22 protein-coding genes and 2 pseudogenes are annotated in these 19,269 nt (G+C 43.8%); 10 read left to right on the top strand and 14 right to left on the bottom strand.

Translation table 11 applies throughout. The features are described from left to right. Window positions 1–107 precede the first annotated feature (107 nt). Entirely contained in the window at window positions 108–206 is a 99-nt protein-coding gene (gene petL, locus MiSe_RS31520) for a cytochrome b6-f complex subunit PetL (RefSeq protein WP_307731573.1), read from the bottom strand. Between the two features lie 32 nt (window positions 207–238). Between petL and aroB the strand changes: the two genes are divergently transcribed. The 3 genes from aroB (at window position 239) to MiSe_RS31505 (ending at window position 3,529) form a co-directional block, all read left to right on the top strand. Beyond that, the gene (gene aroB, locus MiSe_RS31515) at window positions 239–1,339 is read left to right on the top strand and encodes a 3-dehydroquinate synthase (protein ID WP_226587558.1); all 1,101 of its coding nucleotides are present in this window, start codon (window positions 239–241) and stop codon (window positions 1,337–1,339) included. 79 nt (window positions 1,340–1,418) lie between these two features. Beyond that, window positions 1,419–2,081 (top strand): type II restriction-modification system restriction endonuclease, encoded by a 663-nt coding sequence (locus tag MiSe_RS31510; RefSeq protein WP_444980578.1) that lies wholly within the window; start codon window positions 1,419–1,421, stop codon window positions 2,079–2,081. Further along, window positions 2,078–3,529: a class I SAM-dependent methyltransferase gene (locus MiSe_RS31505; RefSeq protein ID WP_226587556.1), complete on the top strand. Its 1,452-nt coding sequence runs from the start codon at window positions 2,078–2,080 to the stop codon at window positions 3,527–3,529. Before MiSe_RS31510 ends, MiSe_RS31505 begins: the two co-directional genes overlap by 4 nt. A 146-nt stretch (window positions 3,530–3,675) precedes the next feature. Here the strand turns inward: MiSe_RS31505 and MiSe_RS31500 are convergent, their stop codons facing one another. The 5 genes from MiSe_RS31500 to MiSe_RS31480 all read right to left on the bottom strand — a co-directional run bounded on the left by MiSe_RS31500 (window position 3,676) and on the right by MiSe_RS31480 (window position 5,084). Continuing rightward, on the bottom strand, window positions 3,676–3,900 hold the full coding sequence (locus MiSe_RS31500; protein WP_226587569.1) for a type II toxin-antitoxin system HicA family toxin: 225 nt from the start codon (window positions 3,898–3,900) through the stop codon (window positions 3,676–3,678). 1 nt (window position 3,901) lies between these two features. Beyond that, entirely contained in the window at window positions 3,902–4,108 is a 207-nt protein-coding gene (locus MiSe_RS31495) for a type II toxin-antitoxin system HicB family antitoxin (RefSeq protein WP_226587555.1), read from the bottom strand. Window positions 4,109–4,171: 63 nt separating this feature from the next. Next, window positions 4,172–4,384 carry a hypothetical protein gene (locus MiSe_RS31490; RefSeq protein ID WP_226587554.1) on the bottom strand — a complete coding sequence of 71 codons (213 nt, stop codon included), beginning with the start codon at window positions 4,382–4,384 and terminating at the stop codon, window positions 4,172–4,174. A gap of 59 nt (window positions 4,385–4,443) precedes the next feature. Next, window positions 4,444–4,815, bottom strand: a complete 372-nt coding sequence (locus tag MiSe_RS31485) for a clan AA aspartic protease (protein ID WP_444980577.1) — start codon at window positions 4,813–4,815, stop codon at window positions 4,444–4,446. Further along, a complete protein-coding gene (locus tag MiSe_RS31480) occupies window positions 4,812–5,084 on the bottom strand; it encodes a hypothetical protein (protein ID WP_226587553.1) in 273 nt (90 codons plus the stop codon). The genes MiSe_RS31485 and MiSe_RS31480 overlap by 4 nt, the downstream gene beginning before the upstream one ends. Before the next feature lie 36 nt (window positions 5,085–5,120). Here MiSe_RS31480 and MiSe_RS54095 point away from each other — a divergent pair. Continuing rightward, a pseudogene (locus MiSe_RS54095) lies at window positions 5,121–5,300 on the top strand (SAM-dependent methyltransferase); the annotation flags it as partial. Between the two features lie 123 nt (window positions 5,301–5,423). Continuing rightward, entirely contained in the window at window positions 5,424–6,266 is an 843-nt protein-coding gene (gene crtA / locus MiSe_RS31475; RefSeq protein ID WP_226587552.1) for a cyanoexosortase A, read from the top strand. 129 nt (window positions 6,267–6,395) lie between these two features. On the opposite strand, the gene MiSe_RS31470 is transcribed toward crtA, so the two are convergent. From MiSe_RS31470 to MiSe_RS31450, 5 genes are all read right to left on the bottom strand, one after another. Then, window positions 6,396–9,488, bottom strand: coding sequence for a protein kinase domain-containing protein (locus MiSe_RS31470; RefSeq protein WP_226587551.1), 3,093 nt, complete (start codon window positions 9,486–9,488; stop codon window positions 6,396–6,398). A 361-nt stretch (window positions 9,489–9,849) separates the two neighbouring features. Then, a complete protein-coding gene (locus MiSe_RS31465; protein WP_226587550.1) occupies window positions 9,850–10,431 on the bottom strand; it encodes a hypothetical protein in 582 nt (193 codons plus the stop codon). A 141-nt stretch (window positions 10,432–10,572) separates the two neighbouring features. Further along, on the bottom strand, window positions 10,573–10,977 hold the full coding sequence (locus tag MiSe_RS31460; RefSeq protein ID WP_226587549.1) for a PIN domain-containing protein: 405 nt from the start codon (window positions 10,975–10,977) through the stop codon (window positions 10,573–10,575). Continuing rightward, window positions 10,978–11,199, bottom strand: coding sequence for a hypothetical protein (locus tag MiSe_RS31455; RefSeq protein ID WP_226587548.1), 222 nt, complete (start codon window positions 11,197–11,199; stop codon window positions 10,978–10,980). Between the two features lie 103 nt (window positions 11,200–11,302). Beyond that, window positions 11,303–11,638: a DUF433 domain-containing protein gene (locus MiSe_RS31450; protein ID WP_226587547.1), complete on the bottom strand. Its 336-nt coding sequence runs from the start codon at window positions 11,636–11,638 to the stop codon at window positions 11,303–11,305. 256 nt (window positions 11,639–11,894) lie between these two features. On the opposite strand from MiSe_RS31450, the pseudogene MiSe_RS31445 reads away from it, so the two are divergent. Together MiSe_RS31445 and MiSe_RS31440 are read left to right on the top strand one after the other, a co-directional pair. Further along, window positions 11,895–12,227, top strand: a pseudogene (locus MiSe_RS31445) (SAM-dependent methyltransferase); the annotation flags it as partial. A gap of 85 nt (window positions 12,228–12,312) precedes the next feature. After that, on the top strand, window positions 12,313–12,651 hold the full coding sequence (locus MiSe_RS31440) for a cupin domain-containing protein (RefSeq protein WP_226587545.1): 339 nt from the start codon (window positions 12,313–12,315) through the stop codon (window positions 12,649–12,651). On the opposite strand, the gene galT is transcribed toward MiSe_RS31440, so the two are convergent. Next, entirely contained in the window at window positions 12,641–13,684 is a 1,044-nt protein-coding gene (gene galT, locus MiSe_RS31435) for a galactose-1-phosphate uridylyltransferase (protein WP_307731575.1), read from the bottom strand. The two genes, MiSe_RS31440 and galT, sit on opposite strands and share 11 nt — an antisense overlap. A gap of 166 nt (window positions 13,685–13,850) precedes the next feature. On the opposite strand from galT, the gene MiSe_RS31430 reads away from it, so the two are divergent. Then, complete coding sequence (locus MiSe_RS31430) at window positions 13,851–14,681, top strand: YwiC-like family protein (protein ID WP_226587543.1); 831 nt, start codon at window positions 13,851–13,853, stop codon at window positions 14,679–14,681. Between the two features lie 99 nt (window positions 14,682–14,780). Here MiSe_RS31430 and MiSe_RS31425 read toward each other — a convergent pair whose 3' ends face one another. Both MiSe_RS31425 and MiSe_RS31420 read right to left on the bottom strand, forming a co-directional pair. Further along, window positions 14,781–15,386 carry a LabA-like NYN domain-containing protein gene (locus MiSe_RS31425; RefSeq protein ID WP_444980576.1) on the bottom strand — a complete coding sequence of 202 codons (606 nt, stop codon included), beginning with the start codon at window positions 15,384–15,386 and terminating at the stop codon, window positions 14,781–14,783. Between the two features lie 170 nt (window positions 15,387–15,556). Beyond that, window positions 15,557–15,760: a DUF2949 domain-containing protein gene (locus MiSe_RS31420; RefSeq protein ID WP_226587542.1), complete on the bottom strand. Its 204-nt coding sequence runs from the start codon at window positions 15,758–15,760 to the stop codon at window positions 15,557–15,559. Window positions 15,761–16,116: 356 nt separating this feature from the next. Between MiSe_RS31420 and MiSe_RS31415 the strand changes: the two genes are divergently transcribed. Beyond that, the gene (locus MiSe_RS31415; protein ID WP_226587541.1) at window positions 16,117–16,881 is read left to right on the top strand and encodes a pentapeptide repeat-containing protein; all 765 of its coding nucleotides are present in this window, start codon (window positions 16,117–16,119) and stop codon (window positions 16,879–16,881) included. Window positions 16,882–17,064: 183 nt separating this feature from the next. Beyond that, complete coding sequence (locus tag MiSe_RS31410; RefSeq protein WP_226587540.1) at window positions 17,065–19,020, top strand: DICT sensory domain-containing protein; 1,956 nt, start codon at window positions 17,065–17,067, stop codon at window positions 19,018–19,020. The last annotated feature ends 249 nt before the right edge of the window (window positions 19,021–19,269 follow it).

Below are 19,269 nucleotides of genomic sequence, written 5' to 3'. Positions count from 1 at the left end.
AATGGCTAATGGCTAATGGCTAATGGGTGAAGCATTGCGGAAAAAAGACGGTAGCAAATACCCGGAATTAAATAGCCGCAATGCTTCGCCCCTAATGGGTCATCGTTTTAGATCAGTTTGATGGCGCGGAAGCCAAAAAACAAGGCTAAAGCGACGGCATAAGCACCACCCAAGAGCAAAATATAAGCTAAAGCACCAGACAGCATTTGCGTTTCTCCTGTTTCTTTTAGGTTTTGATATGGAATCCGTTATAAATGTTAATGTACCGCAACAAGCATACGATATTGCGATCGCACCCAATAACTTAGACAAGTTGGGTGAGATGATGCAAGGGTTAAAGCTGGGGAAAAAAGTGCTGTTGGTGTCTAATCCAGCCATTTTCCGGCATTATGGGGAGAAAGCGTACGCATCCCTCAACTGGGCAGAGTACGATGTCACTACCTGCATCCTCCCCGCAGGCGAACAATACAAAACCCTCACCGCCATCCAAAAAATCTATAACACCGCCCTCGAAAACCGTCTAGAACGCTCCTCGACAATGGTAGCCTTGGGAGGTGGCGTCATCGGCGATATGACAGGCTTCGCCGCCGCTACGTGGCTGCGCGGTATTAATTTTATCCAAGTACCCACCAGCTTGCTGGCGATGGTAGATGCAGCGATTGGCGGTAAAACTGGCGTCAATCATCCCAAAGGGAAAAACTTAATTGGGGCATTTTATCAGCCAAAATTAGTGTTAATCGACCCCCAAGTCTTAAATACCTTACCACCGAGAGAATTTCGCGCCGGAATGGCAGAAGTGATTAAATACGGCGTAATTTGGGATGCAGAATTGTTTGAAAGTTTAGAAGCGTCTAAAAGATTGGATCAATTCCGCTATATCAGTCAGGAATTATTGCAACAAATCCTAAATAAATCTTGCCAAGCGAAGGCAGATGTGGTAAGCAAAGACGAAAAAGAATCGGGATTGAGGGCAATTTTAAATTACGGTCATACGATTGGTCACGCAGTCGAAAGTTTGACGGGATATAAGTTAGTAAATCATGGGGAAGCCGTGGCGATTGGCATGGTAGCGGCGGGACAGTTGGCGGTGCATTTGTCAATGTGGGATAAAGCAGATGCAGAACGTCAAGATGGGTTGATTAAAAAGGCAGGATTGCCGACACAATTACCAGCAGGTTTGGATATTGAAGCGGTGATTGATACATTGCAAACTGATAAGAAAGTCAAAGATGGAAAGGTAAGATTTATCCTGCCTACTCGCATTGGTGAAGTGGTGGTGACCGATAAAGTTGAGGGGGATTTGATGCGGGAGGTGTTGCCAAAAATGCAGGCGGTTTAATTTTTGAAACGCGAATTGATAGATGCTTTCTTCGGGGCACAGATTGGTGCGATCCTGGATAAAACTTTTAGCTATGCCCATGGCAATTTTGACGGTAGAAACCTTATGCGCTGAAGCAGCAATCTTTTCAGCAGCCGAGTCTCAGCATCCAGAACCCATACTCTATGGTGTCACAGACGGTAAAGCTGTTGGAACATACCTGGAACAAAAATTCAAACTTTATTTAAAGCAAAAATATGAGTTTTTGGAAGGCAATTCAGCAAGTGGCATCGACTTTCCAGGTTTGCTTGTTGACGTAAAAGTAACTAGCGTCAGACAACCGCAGTCGTCATGCCCCTTTAAATCTGCACGACAAAAGATTTTTGGTCTGGGATATTCGCTGATAGTTTTTGTTTACGATAAAGCCGACGACAGCATAAACCGAACAGCAACTTTAACTATTTTGCACAGGATTTACGTGAGTGCTGAAAGAACGGCAGATTTCCAAATGACTCGTGGGATTCGTAATATTTTGGACAATGAAGGGAATAAAGACGACTTGATTGCATTTATGTTTGATCGAAATTTGCCTGTTGATGAAATTGAGGCTGGAAATATTGCAGACGAAATACTTAGAAATCCACCTCTCCAAGGATTTTTAACAATTTCCAATGCCTTGCAATGGCGGCTTCAATACGGAAGAGTGATTGAGCGTGCTGGGCAAGAAGAAGGTATAGTTGCTGTTTATAGGGCAATCCCATGATTCAAGTTGCCTCTAAGACAAAAGTAGAATACGGAGACTTCCAAACTCCTCTGGAGTTAACCGAGAAAATTTGCCATAAACTGGTATATCTGGGTGTGAGTCCTGATGTTATTGTTGAGCCAACCTGCGGCATAGGTAACTTTATTCAAGCTGCTGCACGTTCATTTCAATTAGCTAGTAAAATTATCGGAGTTGAAATCAATCCAAACCACTTACAAGAAATCAAAAACAAGAAGCAACTTTCACAAGATGAAAGAATTGCGATTAAGCAAGGAGATTTTTTTGAGTTTGATTGGTATTCATTGATCAATAAAATTGAGGTTAAAATTTTAGTATTGGGAAACTTTCCTTGGGTCACTAATTCTCAGCAAGGCGCGATTGGCAGTAAAAACTTACCAAAAAAAAGTAATTTTAAAAATTGCAGTGGTTTAGATGCAATTACAGGTAAGAGCAACTTTGATATTTCTGAGTGGATGTTGATTCAATCTATTCAATGGTTGCAAAAGCGCGAAGCTTATCTGGCAATGCTATGTAAAACTTCTGTTTCCCGAAAAATATTGAGTTATATACATTCCCGCAACTTAAATATTGCTTACTGTGCAACTTACAAAATAGACGCCAAAAAATATTTTGATGCAAATGTTGATGCCTGTCTCCTAGTTTGCAAATTTGACTCAGATTCGCAAAACTATTTCTGTGATGTGTTCAGTAGTCTTGAAGCTGATACTTATTATCGAATAGGCTATCGAAATAATATTCTTATTAAGGATATAACTTCTTTTGATAAATTAAAATATTTATATAATCCGCAGCAGGGAGAAAAGTGGCGTTCTGGCATCAAGCATGATTGCTCAAGTGTAATGGAACTTCGTAAAGTTGATGATAGTTTTGTGAATGGACTGGGAGAAGTTGTCAATCTTGAAGAAACTTGCCTGTTTCCTTTGCTTAAAGGTTCTGATGTTGCTCAAAACCGCACAGAAATTGTCGAGCGATATGTCTTAGTTACTCAAAGATTTATTGGTGAGTCTACTGAATATATACAAAAGTTAGCTCCTAAAACTTGGAACTATTTGGAAACTCATGCAGAGTATCTAGATAGTAGAAAAAGCAAAATTTATCAAAGAAGTTCTCGGTTTTCTATATTTGGAGTCGGATCGTATACATTCGCGCCTTGGAAAATTGCAATTTGCGGACTCTATAAAAAACTAGATTTTCGGTTGATTGGGAAAACAAATAATAAAGCTACTGTCTTTGATGATACCGTTTACTTCCTTAGTTTTGAGGATGAAAAAGCTGCTGAAAAAACATTTATGCTTTTAACTTCTAGATTAGCAATAGACTTCTATGAATCTTTAATTTTTTGGGATGAAAAACGCCCTATTAAGTCTAGTATATTGAACAGCTTAGACCTATCTGCTATAGCAGAAAGATTATCCATAAATTTTTAAGCTCAACTTCCGGATGATTCCAACTGCTCCAATAGCTAATGATGACACTAATGAGTTCCAGGCGATCGCATATAGACAACCCAAACTCGATCATCCCAGTATAACTCAAGTGGTCTAACGACTAAGTTAAACCACTTACCGCAAGATCAAATAGCGGCAACAAATTCATTAACTGTCAACCCAGCAGTACGGATGAGACTACGCAGCGTTCCCCTTGCTACCTCACGATGATCTGGAACTGATAGGGTTGCTGTCTCGCCTTCCTTAACTAAGATGATGTGACTTGCACTTTGACGTGCAAACTGCCAACCGAACGATTCAAATACACGGACGACTTCACGCCCGCTGAGGACAGGAAGAGCAGATGTAATGCTATGCCACCACTTCTACTTGCTGCGTCTCTATGGTAAGCGGTAAGCCACGTTCTGCACGGACTTGGAGGCAAGCTGCGATCGCATCCTTGATGTTTTCGAGAGCTTCTTCTCTGGTTTGACCTTGACTGACACAACCAGGAATACTAGGACACTCTACAATCCAAACCCCATCTTCGTCACGATCGAGTGTTACATTGAACTTCATAATTTATCGTTATTCGTAGTTTAACTTGCGACTATCTAACCCAAAAACAAACGTATTAAACAATTAAGTGGTTTCGTTTTTGCGCGATTGACCGCGCTCAACAAGCTTAAAGCTAGGGGATGCAGTGTCATTCCATCGCTGCATTTCATAACCGCATACTTCACAGTTGAAGTAGTCTGAATCTCTCATTGGAAAGTAGTGGATTGTCACCTCATAGACTGACCCACATTCAGGACATGATTCCTTTCCCGCGCTTTCACTAGACCAAGTTGCCATTGTCCTCCTTCCTGAATTTCTAATTTTTACTTTTCCGATTGTAGCAAATAAATAAAAGCTCACAAAATGTCATCTATTAGAACTGTACCGCCCTCACAGAAATCTATGCTGAGATGATAATCTTGAAGCAGTGCTGTGCCAATAAGTGGACGACGGCCCATTGCTAGAACTGCTATATCGCGCGCTACACCGTTCCATACAACAGTTGCTAGGTAAACATCGGTTGCGACATTGGAGTTGTCGGCTAGGTTGGCATTGATTTGGGCAAGATAGGGCAACCCAAGCTGAGCGATCGCAGCAGATGGTAAGGTTAAGAAACCTTCAAAGCCTGTATCAACAACACACTCAATTTCTAGTAGATCTTCTTGTCCTGGGACACGAAAAATTACACCAATTCTTGCCTGGAATCCAACTACAGTTCCCTGCATCACCCTACAGTCCTCATCAATGTACCACCAACGGCATAGACAGCATTAAAGCCAATCCTTTCTGCCCAAATGGTTGCATCAGCTTGTTTAGCTTGCAATCGACGACTGGTAACTACTAGATCGTCTCCTATTTCATAGTCGCCAGTTTCCACATTGATCGAGATAATTTTGCCAATATTCTCTGCTGTTTCCACATTGGCACGGATACTGTTTTCATAGAGTTCTTTGCCACGGCGAGCAATTTCTTCTCTATTGAGGGCGGAATTAGTCATATCACCTACCTCCGTCATTCAAGTTGCATTTCCTAAATACATGGTAAGCGAAAACACATTCAAACTGCACAGAGACATCAAGTATTAGCCGCAGCGGGTCATAAAATTCTCTGACCGTGCGGAAAGTCTGCTACAGAGCAGTTATTTGAGTGGGCGAATTTTCAAGCGGGGGAGACAGTATTGGAACTTGCGGCTAGTTTTGGAGAGAGTGGGATTCTGGGAGCGATAGCTGCGCTTCACGCCTACAGCGGAAGGGAAGCATATCGCCGATCTCTAAGTACTTCGACAAATGTAGGTGTAGAGTGTTAGGTTGGATTCGGGTGAGATAATTTTAGATTAATGAGTCAAATTCAACAGAGCAAAAATTTAAAATTTTGGCTGTTGGGTATATCAGCGGGTTTAATGACGCTGCATCTCACTTTGACTTGGAAAAGTGGAAATACAAACCTGCTGACTGCTGCTATCCTGTTTTGGGTTGCAGTCGCGTTGCAGATTTGGAAAAAGCGTCACGCCTTAAATCTAGAAAGCGATGTTTTTTCGAGGTGGTTGGGCATATTGTTAATTAGTTTAGTGGTGTTTCAGAGTACTTACTTGTTTGAAAATGACCTTTTCCTTCGCGTTTCACCGCTCAGTTTAGGAATGGGCATGGGTCTTGTTGCTTCTGGGTTTAAGCGATTAAAGCAATATTGGCAACAATTGCTCCTACTGGGTGCGATCGCTATACCTTGGGAGTCGCTCTTACCATACACTCATTTTTTATCTGCATTATCTTTATTAACCGCTAAATTTGCCACTTTCCTGCTTTGGAGTCTAGGATTTCAAGTTAATCTACAGGGGATATTTATCATTCTGCCAACTGGAGCTTTAGAAGTAGCTCCAGGCTGTTCCGGCATCGGAATTATACTTCAGCTATTAGGATGGGCGTTTGTTCTTTTTGTCATGGTTCCCACTAGCTGGAAACAAAAAATTTGGCTATTGAGTGCGGCGGTAATTCTGGGATTTGCAGTTAATGGGGTAAGGGTGGCGCTGATGGCGGTTTTAGTTGCCTTATCTAATCAATCCGCGTTTGATTATTGGCATCAAGGAGATGGTTCGCTGATATTTTCTACGCTCGCTGTGCTAATTTTCGGGATATTTTGCTATTTTATCGTTTTACAAAAAGAACTCAAAAAACAGATTTAAAATTAAAATTGATATAGCGGGTTGCAGTCGTATGAGGTACACCTTTGTTTGTGTAGCGGCAGCATTAATGCTGCCGCTACACAAACGAAGCCAAAAGGCTGTACTTCACTCGAAAAGCAATCGACTGTATTAACTGCGAGGTGGAATAATTCGACTTACTTTTAATCGCTTCCAGGCAAAGTATATCCCCAGCAAGAGAATTGCCAGAATGTTGCCCAAGATTTGGTTGGGTTCTGGTGCGGAACTGCTAGAACTGGGAAAGTTAAAAGATGGTGCAGATCTGGGTGCTGGCGTAGGCGTATAGTTGGGTGTTGGTGTTGGGTTGACTACTCTATTGTTAGTTTGTTCGGCATTCATCCCCTCTGGTATTTCCACTGGCACTTGTACCTGCTGCCGCTTACCGTAGGGATCGACTCGCACTTCTTGAGTGACAGCAACAAAGGCGGTGTATTTAGACAATAACCGATAAGCTAGTGCGGTATCGGTAACAGCTTTGACGCCTTGAGAAGTTTCAGCGCGATACATTTGATTGGTTAAATCTTTAATTCTTGCTCTACCCCAAAGTTGAGCGATCGCACTATTCCCACCACCCTCAAATTCAATTGGCAAAATTTTCTCATAGCGTTTACCACCCGCCGCAATGCCAGTAATTCGCAGCGTACCGGATTGGCGGTCAATTTTGCGTCCGTACAATACTAATGGCTGATTAGCAAATAGATCGGGTGCTTTTAATGGATAAATTTCTGGCGGTTTCCCAGCACCTGACCAACTAATTTGAATATTTGTCAGGACGGGATTATTAATTTGCTGGAAAAACTTTTCGGCTACTTTTTGGGCAGGTTCGTTCGGTGGTAAAACTTCCGATGTACCCCGTCCTTCCTCGGCGATGCGGTCGATTAAAAAGCGATTAACTGATGACCCCACACCGAAACTATAAAGTCGATTCCCCGGTTTTAGTCGCGTTTGAACTGCTGCAATTACCTGCTCATCATCACCAATCAAACCATCAGTTAGTAAGACCACACTCCGCAGGCGTCCCTCTGGTGGAGATGGGTAATTTAATACAGTTTGAATGCCATTGAGTAATTCAGTGCCGCCATTGGCTTGTAGGTTATTGATATATGCGATCGCTCTAGCACGATTTTGCGGTGTATTCTGTAAAGGTGTGGCAGAAAGCTGCTGCGTGGTATTGGCAAAATCGATGATGGTAAACGTATCGTTAGGATTCAACCCATTAATAAATTGGCGCATCAATTCCTTAGATTGTTCGATGGGTGCGCCTGCTTGAGAACCAGAAGTATCGATGAGAAATACCACATCTTTGGGTACAATTTCATTGTTTTGATATTCCACCGCTGGAACTAAATAAGTAGCGAAGTGACCGCCTCGTTCATCGGCTTGACTTAATACTGTGGACTGAGTTTCATTACCAGCCACTTGATAGCGGAGAATAAAATCTTTGTTCAGAATTGTATCTGGATTACTCAACTGAACGCGCAAAATGCGTCGGTCTTGTGTAGTGCGAATTGGATGGGAAGGTGACTGTACGTTGCTAACTGGCAACCCCGCTTCAATTTCCACGGTCATGGCAATATTATGTCCAGATTTCGTTGCGGGTGAAACTGTTGGCGGAGTGATGCGGGAAGCATCTTTAACTTGGTTATTTCCTGGAATATAGCGCGGTCCTACTACTGTCGGGAAAGCAAATTCGTAGTTGCCCCCCTCAAACTTGAGGCTGTCGGTATAGCGAATAGTGACATAGATTTTTTCTCCTGGTTTGATATTAGCTAAAGATTGGGTAAAAATATTGTCTCGCTCTTGTTCCAAAAGACCGGCAGTTTTTCCTTCTTGTTTAGCTTGTTCGTAAATTTGCTTCGCTTCTTGGCGTTTTTTAATCAGCCCTCGGATGACGCGATCGCCTACTTTAATTTCCATGTCATCCACTGCTGCGTCATCGGGGAGGGGAAAATTATAAACCGCTTCTAAAGGTTCGTTAAACGGATTGGTAAACGTCTGCGTTACCTCCACCCGCGAAACATTTCCCGCAACTTTGGCTACCACTTCGGTGTGTTGTAATGGGAAGACTTGCTGCTTTCCATCTACCTCAGCAAACAAACCGGGTTCCTTGGGCGCGGGTAGCGATCGCTCTTTGAATCCCTCCATCACCGCCGGATTATTGGGGTTGGAAACCTGCTGGACTACCGGAGATGCCAAATACCTCAATCCCCCATATCCTAACAGCACCATAGCAGCCATTATCAGCCATTTGTTCTGAGAGTTTTCTTTGGCATTTGGCAGGGAAATTGCATTCAAATCTTTGAGGACTTCATCTGCTGATTGGTAGCGCCGTTTGGTGGCACTTTCTAGCATTTTGTCGATGATTTTACCTAAAGAATTACTAACTGGCGTTTTCAAGTAATGCCGCCACACCCAGGTATCTTCGCTCGTATCGCTTAAATCAAAAGGCGGTATCTGAGTCAGCAAATGAATACAAGTAACACCCAAACTATACAAGTCGCTCGCATAAATTGCTTTACCTTTTGTTTGTTCTGGAGACGTGTACGCCGCCGAACCAATTACCGTCCCCGTTCTGCCCAACATTGTTTCAGTCGCATACTTAGCTGCACCAAAATCAACTAACACGAATTCACCATCTCTACGACGGCGAATAATGTTTTCCGGTTTAATGTCCCGGTGAATAATCTTGTGGTTGTGCATCAGTTGCAAAATGGGCAACAAACTTTTGAGCAGTTGCCGAATTTCGGTTTCAGTAAAAGGCCCTTTCTGTGCAAGTTCTTGAGCTAGGTTTTCGCCATCAATAAATTCTTGCACCAAATACTGGTGGTTATCTTGCTCAAAATACGCCAGCAATTCTGGAATTCGGGAATGTTTGCCAAGTACTTCTAAACGCTGAGCTTCTTGACGAAATAATTCTGACGCTTTTTCCCAATTGTTAGTGCTTTGGTGTAGGGGAAACAACTGCTTAATTACGCAAAGCCTTTGGGATTGTTTTGACTCATCTACACATAAAAAAGTTCTGCCAAAGCCACCTTGACCAATGGGTTTTATCGATCGGTATCGCTGTTGCAGCAACAACTTGGAGCCACAACTTTGACAAACAAGGGCATCACTTTGATTTTGCGGATGTTTACAACTAGGATTGATACAATAGCACCGATGCTGCTTGTGGGCGGTGCTTCCTTGAGGCGCGAACGTAGCCATAAACCGATTTCTCTGGACTTTTAGCGCAATTCTAGTCAGAATAATTTTTCCGGATTAGCTGACTATGCCAGATAATTGATTGTCTACTTTTTAGTGATAAAATTTAATTGAATAAAGCCAATAACTGATCAAATAAAGTGTGCCACTTGACTAACTGTCTGCTTACCACTCAGTCAGGTGGGGCGGGTTAATTTATTATGGGCGCTCAAGCGCGAAGATATTTCGTAAAACCCGCCCCTACTCCCGTCAAAAACACTTGCATAACCATTGCTAACAAACATCATATCATTAGACTTCTCCAAAAAAGAAACTCTTTGACTGCTCGTGTCGCCTATCCCACAAGAGATATGGTCGAAGTCTATTAGGCACACCCTTCAACGTACTCAACTTCTGGGAGTCTCCCTGAGCGGAATATAGTTACCCGGTTATTGAGAGTTTCAAATACTAACCGATAGTTGCGATCGCGCTCATCTTTCGGAATAAAAGTTAAGTAATGTCCGCCTTTATGACCTGTATATTCATGGGTAGTTACCCGAATTTGCCCCGGATAAAGGGATTTAATTCGCTCTTCCGTATCTCCAATTTTTGCTCCACGCACCGTGGTAATGCCACCGCTAACAACTTCTACTCTAACAATGCGGTCAACCTCGCGATTTATAGGCCCCTCTTGGTGAGGACTCTTGACCATGAATTCTAATCCTTGCGGCCCCCGTTGCGGTCGAATGTGGTAGCAATTGTCTAGTCGTCCATTGCTTACAAACCGCGTCCTAGCAGAACGTTCGGCTTCTGCAATCGTCATACCAACCCGCACGGGGCCGATACCATCAATCGCTAATTTCGATTGTTCTGTAAGCGTTGTTTGAGCAGAAAGCGGCAGAGTAGAAAGTATAAGCGTTAATAACGCTCCGATAATCAAGGCTAAAAATTTAATATTACGCCGCATAGTGGGATTTTCCTAAAACTTGGTTTCTGGTTGCTTTAAATGTTCGGTAAAAAAGAACTATGCCTCCTTTGCGCGACAGCGATATGCCTCCCTTCCGCTGCGCGAACCCATTTACTTGAGGGGGTTGATGATTGTGAGTTGTTACTCGATGACCAAGTTATCTTGCATGTCTTCTGAGTAAAGAATATCGGCATTTGCAGATAATGCGCTGGCAACAATCAAACCATCCCAAAACGAAAAGCCGTATCGAGTCCGCAAATCAGATGCATTCATGAGAATGTCGTAGTCTAGCTCTATTACTGCAACTCGGCTATAGAAGGATTGGATAACTTGCTGAATTTGAGCTTCAGTAAATGAAGCTTTTCTGCACAAGACAGAGCCAACCTCATTAATGACTTGATTGCTGACAATACCATTGACATTATTGATTAAATCGATTGCCAAAGACCGTTTTCTAAGCTCTTCAGCCTCAACAGAGTTTGGCTCGACCATGAGGAGATAAAGCCAAATATTGGAGTCGATAAAACAGAGTTGATTGCTCATCATTTATCCCTCGTGCATTTCTTCACGGGTAATTGAGCGAATTCCTGGTACTCGAATAGGGTTTTGCGCTAGTTCGTCCATGATATCGAATTGCACTGTTGGTTTTTTATACTGCTTTAATACAACGATTTTGACGGTGCTAGCTTCTGCCAACTCTTGCTTATACTCTTCAGGTATGACAATGATGCCATTCTCAACTTTAGCTTGAAATTCTAAGGTAGCCATGTTATTACTCCAAAGTGCCTAGCTTTATTTTATCAATCCTCACCGCTCTCCCATTGAACGATGTCGCCATTAAAGTTTTGATCGCTCAACAACCTCAGCATAACTAACCTTGAGATTGTTGTTGAGCAAGTAAGCGAGAACGAATTAGGCTAATATCGGGTTGAACGCTCGACAAACGCTGACGGATAGATTCAGCCAACTGCTGGCGCTGATTCAGATACGCTTCTACTAAGTCTCGATGTCGAAGATAGTAGCCAATCGTGAGATAAACGTCGGATAGTGACAAAGATGAATAACGCTGGACAATAGATTCTGCGGATGCACCATCCTGGAACGCTCGAATTACCATCTCCAGCAAAACTCTTGAATTACCGACTCGGATCGCTGCTTTCTCATCCTGACGCAAAGGAACGATCTCTTGAGCGAGAACAATGCTCACACGCTAATCTCCTTGGCAGATATTGGTATTTTTCTCAGGACTTACGCAGGCGGGGCCAAAAACAAAGGTGATGCGTCAATAGAGCGCCTCTAAACTCACGATTTTTCGGATCGCCCTTTGTTTTTTTTGCGTAAGTCCTGTTTCTAACACTATTGCGATATCACGATCTTAACACGATTAATATCAGCTACCTCAAAGACGTTATCGCCAGAATTTGCCAAACTAAAGATACCACTGAGTTGGAAGGGCATCGAACATGACTCAGACTCCCGTCAACATTCAAAATGCACAGGGACATCAAGTCTTAGCAGCAGCAGGTAAGAAAATTCTCCGAACGGGCGGAAAGGAACAGTTATTTGAGTGGGCGAATTTTCAACCAAACGAGACAGTATTGGAACTCGCGGCTAGTTTTGGAGAGAGTGGGATCGCACTATCCCAACGTTATGGCGTCCGCGTTGTCGGCGTGGAAAAAAATCCCGAAAGCGTTGCGCGTGCGAGGGTAAATATCCGCAATGCTGGTTTAGAAAATCAAGTCGAAATTATCGAGGGAGATATTTTCCACTTAGAAGCAATTCCCGGTGAATTTGATTTGGCTAATGGCTAATGGCTAATTCCAAAATCCGATCCCCCCTGCTCCCCTTAACAAGGGGAGAGTCTAAAATTCCTAATCGATTATGAATTCTAAAACTGTATCTAACCCATCCTTCGCAACTCAACTCCGAGAACAAATTGAATACCCCGCCGGGGGAGTTCTAAGTAAAGTTCTCTGGAAAGACAATAATTGCCAGTACACTCTATTTTGTCTAGCATCTGGCACTGAAATTTCCGAACACACCTCAACGCGAAACGCGACAGTTCACGTCCTTCAAGGTCGAGGAATTCTCACCTTAGAAGGACGAGAAATTACACTGGATCCTGGTATCTTTGTCTTTATGCATGCTCATGCTCCCCATGGCTTAAAAGCCGAGGAAAATTTGGCATTTTTGCTAACGCTTTCGGAAATTAGCCATTAGCTGGAATTTCAACCGCTCGCAAAAAACTAGCGCTTTCTTCTGGCAAAGCTGTATTAATATACATTCCACTCCCCAACTCAAATCCGGCGGCTAAAGTCGTTCGCGGTATGAGTGCAATATACCAGTGAAAGTAATCGGTGCGTTCCTCTGCGGTTGGGATAGACCGGATTGTATAGTTGTAATCGGGATTGTTCAATCCGTAATAAAGTTTAGCCAAAACGGTTTTCAGAATCTTGGCTAAATCCCCAATTTCTGTATCGGTAATATCGTCAAAACAAGATGTATGGCGGCGGGGAAAAATCCAAGTATGAAAAGGTGAAAGCGCCGCATAGGGAATAAACGCGACAAAATGTTCGCTTTCTGCTATGATTCTTTCCCGGCTTGCCAATTCATCTTTGATTGTGCGACAAAATATACATTCCCCCGTATCGTCAAAATAACGAATCGCTTCTTGCAAGCGAATTCGCAATTGGTAAGGAACAATGGGGGTTGCTGCTAGCTGGGAGTGAGGATGTTCTAAAGATGTGCCTGCACCTTGACCGTGATTTTTAAAGATAATAATTGTGGCAATGCGGGGGTCGTGTCTAATTTCTGCATATCTTTGACGGTAAACTCTGATAATATTGGCTACGTCTTCAATTTCCATCAGTGCGATCGTCAAGTCATGTCGGGGATGTTCGATAATAACTTCGTGAAATCCCACTCCGGATAAGGAACGATTTATACCTGCGACTTTCCTAATAGCTTCTCCCACGGGAAATAAAGCAGGATATTTGTTATAAACAGCACGCACTCTCCATCCGCGATTATCGTTCAAACGATAGGATTCTAGTTCAGTAAAATCTTCGTTACCAGCACAAAAGGGACAAGTGGGACTATAGCAAGGCATGGGAACCGTTTCCCTGTGAGGTTTGGCAAATTCCTCGGGTCTTTTTGCCCTTTCGGTAGCAATAATTACCCAGTCCCTGGTAATTGCGTTTAGTCTGAGTTCGGTCATTTTGTCCTCATTTTTGACGCGGGTTTGTGCAACCAATTTTATCCGATGGATATAACTAAATATGGGGAGTAGGGGCACAGCAATAGTAACATTATTTGCTCAAACCAAAATACTTCAACTGCCGTGCCCCTACTCAACAAAATCCTCATTTTATTACCATGCAATAGTTAACATGTCAACTAATGTTAATCTTTTTCAACCTATGACTGCCACAACAACTGAAACTCAACAAATTTCCCCAAAAAAACCTAACCTCCAAGCGTGGTATAAACCAACTGTTTCGCCGGAACATGGGGTTTATGTGATGCTGCTGGTTTCTTTGATTACTGGTGCAGCAGCGGCACAAAATTGGACGCTTTTAACGACGTTGGCTTTAGTTTGTGCGTTTTTTGGCCCTCAAGCTGAACATCCCCTCGTGGTTCAGATAAAACAACGAAAAAGCCTGAAGCCGCGCTTTTTAGTTTGGGGTGTATTTTATGGGTTAATTTGCCTGGCGATCGCTGTCTTTCTTTACCTAAGATATCCTATATTACTGTGGATTTATTTGGGTGCGATCGCCGCGTTGATTATCGATGCCATTTCCGTCTTCTACCGCGAACAAAAATCTATCTTTAATCAGATAGTAACCTTCGCTGCGGTATGTCTTTCTGCACGCTTCGCTTATGCTGCTACCACGGGTACAATTTCAACCGTTGCTATCGGTTTGTCGGCGATTAATACGGTTTATTTTTGCAGTACTATTTTTACTGTAAAGCTGCGGAAACCGAAAACCAGTGCAGTGCTTCCGGGAGTGGTGTATCATGCGATCGCAACTCTCATCATCACCGTATTCTACTATTTCGGCTGGCTATCTTTACCGATCGCTTTAGCATTTGGAATAGCACTGCTCAAATTCGGCATCATAGCTTGGCAACAGCAATTGTTTAGCACCGCCAAAATTCAATATGTGGCAATGCTAGAAACAGGATGTGCCTTCAGTTTTCTGGCAATTGTTGCCTTGTCACTGCTGCCAACGCGCTTAACAACTCTTTAACAAACTCCGCTACGCCTTGAAGAGGACGTGGGGACGCGGTGACACCCCATGATAGGAGCAGATATTCCGTATCTGTGCATTCAACATTTTTAGATGAGACTACACTTTTTGAATGTCCTGTTTAATGCTTGCAAGGTCGGTGTAGCAGTCAGCAACTTTGATTAAACTGTCGCTGGTCATGGAGTACAAGCTGACAACTTCGATTTGCACTCCTTGGTACCCCAGAGCATTAACAACGTAGGCGAGATCTCCATCTCCGCTTACAAGCACCACCCCATCGCAATAGCTGGCTAATTTCATCATATCGACGGCAATTTCTACATCTAAATTTGCTTTTTTGGAGCCATCTGGCAGCTGAATTACATCTTTGGTGATGACGCGATAACCGTTGTGCCGCATCCACATCAGAAAGCCTTGTTGTTTATCGTTGCTGCGATCTACCCCTGTGTAGAAATAAGCCCGCACCAACCGACGACTTTTGGTTAAATAGTACAGCAGTTTGATATAGTCGATTTCTATGTTGAGCTGCGCTGCTCCGTAAAATAAGTTGGCACCATCAATAAAAATCACCACGCGATCGCGATTCGCACATTCAACCACATCTGCTTTCTCGACCATTTGCAACTGCGAGCGTTCGGGTAGTTGTGCAGACTCAGATAGCTTCAACAATCGGCTATCCCTCTCAGGTTTCGGCAATAGCTGCATACAATACGACCTCCGTATTCGGCCTTTACGTCCTCACGTTGGTGCTGACGCAGGCTATTTAATATTTTCTTTATATTCTCTAGGATGTTCTCAATGATACTGCTTGCTTTGGTTAAAAATACATAACTCTTAACTTACTGCAATATTTCTAAGGACAGATTTACCTTGGCTCAAGCTGTCTCTAACCAATCAAACATCCGGTCTAATTGTTTCAGATTCACCAAGCCATACTGCCAAAGTATTGTCGCCAGCAGATTTGAGTCCTGCACAGACTGTTGCGGCATCAGTTTGTCCAGCAGGCGCTGCGCGAACGCAATCTCAGCAGCCCCAATCTCCATATCTTCTTGCAAAAAGCGAATGAACTGCGCCTGCATGGTGAATTTCCTCAGCCTTTCTCCGGTTGCCTACAAGAAATGTAACAAAATATGTCAATTTTTGTAAAGATATTTTCATAATTTGCCTCTCAAGAGGCAAAAGACAAAATTGATACCGTGCTGCTGGCTGCTGGAATATTCGTCTGAAGCTAACTTGCCTCAAGTACTGTACTGATGGGATTGTTACCTAGTTTACTTGTACCCCAGTGTTAAGTAATTCTTATCGCTTACATAAGCGCGAAATATTAACATAGTTTAAAAAAAATATAAAGTTAGTTAACAATGTGTTACATTTATTAAGGGAAGATAATGAAATCGAGAGGTGTTGAGAGAGTGTTGATCGAGGAGAAATCCTGTTGGATGGGACCAGAGCAACCGGCTTGGGGTTGTTCGGGCAGATTAATAAATGCTTAAACAAATCTAAAAAAACAGGCGTTATTAAGCGATCGCAAGACATGCTTAGTTCTAGAAGCCCCACAGAAGTTTCAAATGCAAAGTTTATGAACCCAGAGCAGCTGCTGAAGAGCTATGCAGCCGGAGAGCGGGTATTTCGTCAGGCAAACCTGCGGGTAGCTGACTTAAGCGAAGTTTGTCTTGCTGGCATCAAGCTTGGGCAAGCTGACCTCGCTCTTGCCAACCTATCGGCGGCAAACCTGCGTTGGAGCAATTTGAGCGAAGCCAGTTTGAAGGGAGCGACGCTGTGGCGAGCCGACTTGAGTGGCGCGCGCCTGATTAGAGCCAACTTGAGCGGAGCCAATTTAATTCAGGCGAAGCTGAGCCAAGCGGACGTACACAAAGCTGTGCTAGTCAGAGCTGAGCTGCGCTTGGTAGATCTGCGGGATGCCGACCTCAGCGGTGCGGATATGACAGGAGTTGACCTGAGCTATGCCGACTTGAGCAACGCCAACCTGGCAGGAGCCGACCTGAGCAGGGCGAACTTGACGGGTGCTAACCTCAGCAATACAGACTTATATCGCGTCAACTTGGCGAGAGCAATTTTAGCCAGAACGAATTTGTCTGCTGCCAACCTGAGCGAAGTCAACTTAGATCGGGTCGATCTGAGTACGGCTAATTTAACCGACGCCACCTTGGCTGAATTAGTTTCTAGCAACGAGAACTAACAACTAGGCACTGACAAAGAAGCAAGTCTTCTCAAGATAGAAGCATTTGGTCGCAGACCAAGCGACTTTAGTCGTGGAGACAAAAAAACCTATTTCTTGATAGAATCCCCTTGATTCATGGGGTTTCCCCGCGTCCTATTCGAGACTGCTCGTGGCTGCGGAAGTTTCCCAGTTGATTGTGTAATGAATAACTCATATTCTCTGTTGCAAGAGTTACGCCAGAGCTGGCCGCACTTGCGTCCTCAGCTCTACTTCAAGGCTTCCCTGACGGCGCTTTCCCATGCAATAGAAGATGCGGTATTGGTCGGGAAAGGTACGCCGCTAGCGATCGCCAATTTTCAACAGGAGCGATTCTACCGCCAAGAAGTCCGTCGCTATCAGCGCATCGCTCAATGCACGGATCAAGTTTACGTGCTGGCTGTGCCGGAATCTGATTTTGGAGCAGCTTCAGCTCCTTATATAACTATTCCCCTTGACCCTAATGATGGTTTAGCACAAGAGTGGCATTTAATTGTCATCGATCGGCAATATTCAGCTTGCATAATTTGCCGAGAACAAGTTTCGCCTGAAAACCCTGCATTACTAGATCAAGCGCGGAAGTTCAGAGGTATTTGGTCGTTTGACCGTCAGGTTTGCCTTCAAGCAGCCAAGTTATTGCTAGAGAGGATTTTAGCTTACAGACCGGAATGGAAATCGGAGGTAAAACAGACGCTAAAACGGTACGGTTTAACGCGCAAAAGCTCAGTTCAAATCAAAAATAAGCGCTCGCCCCAACTAGATCAACTATTTACAGAACGCCTGATCGCGTACTTGCAAGCGAGTCAATTCAAACTACTAAGAGCTTATCGCGCCATTGCCGTCCAGGAGGGCAAAGAACGCCTAATTAATGTTCTGACTGCATTTATCCGTCGGTCGCTCAATCCGGAACAGGTACTCATATCAACGGTGCAGGAATTAGGACAAGTCTTTAACTCATGCCGGTGTATACTCTATCGCTGCGATGCCTTTGGTCAAACGTTACCGATTGAATATGAATCGGTTGCTGTTAAAGTTACTTCCATGCGGGGGGAAATTTGGTCGATAGCAGAACATTCCCTATTTCGAGAAGTGTTGGAGAAAGATGAAGCGATCGCAATTGCCGATATTTCCCAAGACTTAGGCATTCGCAGCGATTCGGAGTTACAAGCTAAGTTCCAGCAGTGGCAAATTCGCTCTTGTTTATTAGTACCGATCCGCTATCAAGAAGCCCAGCTTGGCATGTTAGAAATCCATTATTGCGGCAGCGAGGCGCATCCTTGGTGTGCAGATGAGATTGCCTTAGTCGTTGCGATCGCCGCCCAGGTGGGAATTGCCCTCATGCAAGCCCAAGCTTATACTGACCTAGAGGCGCTCAACCGACAACTGGAAGCCATCGAGCGCAGTCAGCGCAATTTGATTGCGATCGCCGGACACGAATTGCGAACCCCCCTATCCACCATCCGCATTTGCTTAGAAACTCTAACAACTACGCCAGAAATCCCGACCGACTTGCAACAGGAAATGCTGCAAACAGCCCTCAACGATTCAGACCGTTTGCAACAGCTAATTCAAGATTTCTTGCGGATCTCGCGGTTAGAAAGCGGTCTAGTACGCTGGCAAATAGAGCCGCTCTCGCTGCCCGAATGTCTGGATTTAGTCATCAGCAATCTTAAAACGCGCCGCTTACCAGAAACATTACCTCAAATTATTTTAGATTTACCCAATTTTTTACCACCAGTTCAAGCTGATGGGGAAGGACTTACAGAAGTGCTGATCAAACTTTTAGACAATGCCTGCAAGTTTACACCTACCAGCGGTCAAATTACCGTTCGCGCCCAAATTATCGACAAACTTCAAATGTTAGAAGTTATTATTATCGACACTGGTCGAGGAATTGAACCCAGTCAATTAGAATCGATTTTCGACCGCTTCTATCAAGAAGAAGCATTTCTTCAGCGCACCATTGGCGGTAGCGGACTCGGTTTAGCAATCTGTCGCCAAATTATTCAAAGCTTGGGCGGAAAAATTTGGGCAACCTCTGCTGGCAAAGATCGGGGAAGTCAGTTTCACTTGAATATTCCGATTTCCACAATTGTGCTTGGGAGCATGTCAGCTTTGTAGCCGACACCCTCAAGGGTGTCGCTACACGAGACTTGGCATGCTCTAGCAGGCTTTAAAAGCTTTAGCCCCTCTCTGCTAGGGCTTCGTTTTTGTAGCCGACACCCTCAAGGGTGTCGCTACACAGACTTGGCATGCTCTAGCAGGCTTTAAAAGCTTTAGCCCCTCTCTGCTAGGGCTTCGTTTTTGTAGCCGACACCCTCAAGGGTGTCGCTACACAGACTTGGCATGCTCTAGCAGGCTTTAAAAGCT

It is taken from the genome of Microseira wollei NIES-4236, from assembly GCF_020521235.1.
Lineage (GTDB): Bacteria > Cyanobacteriota > Cyanobacteriia > Cyanobacteriales > Aerosakkonemataceae > Microseira > Microseira wollei.
This window is presented reverse-complemented; position numbering and strand designations above follow the sequence as displayed.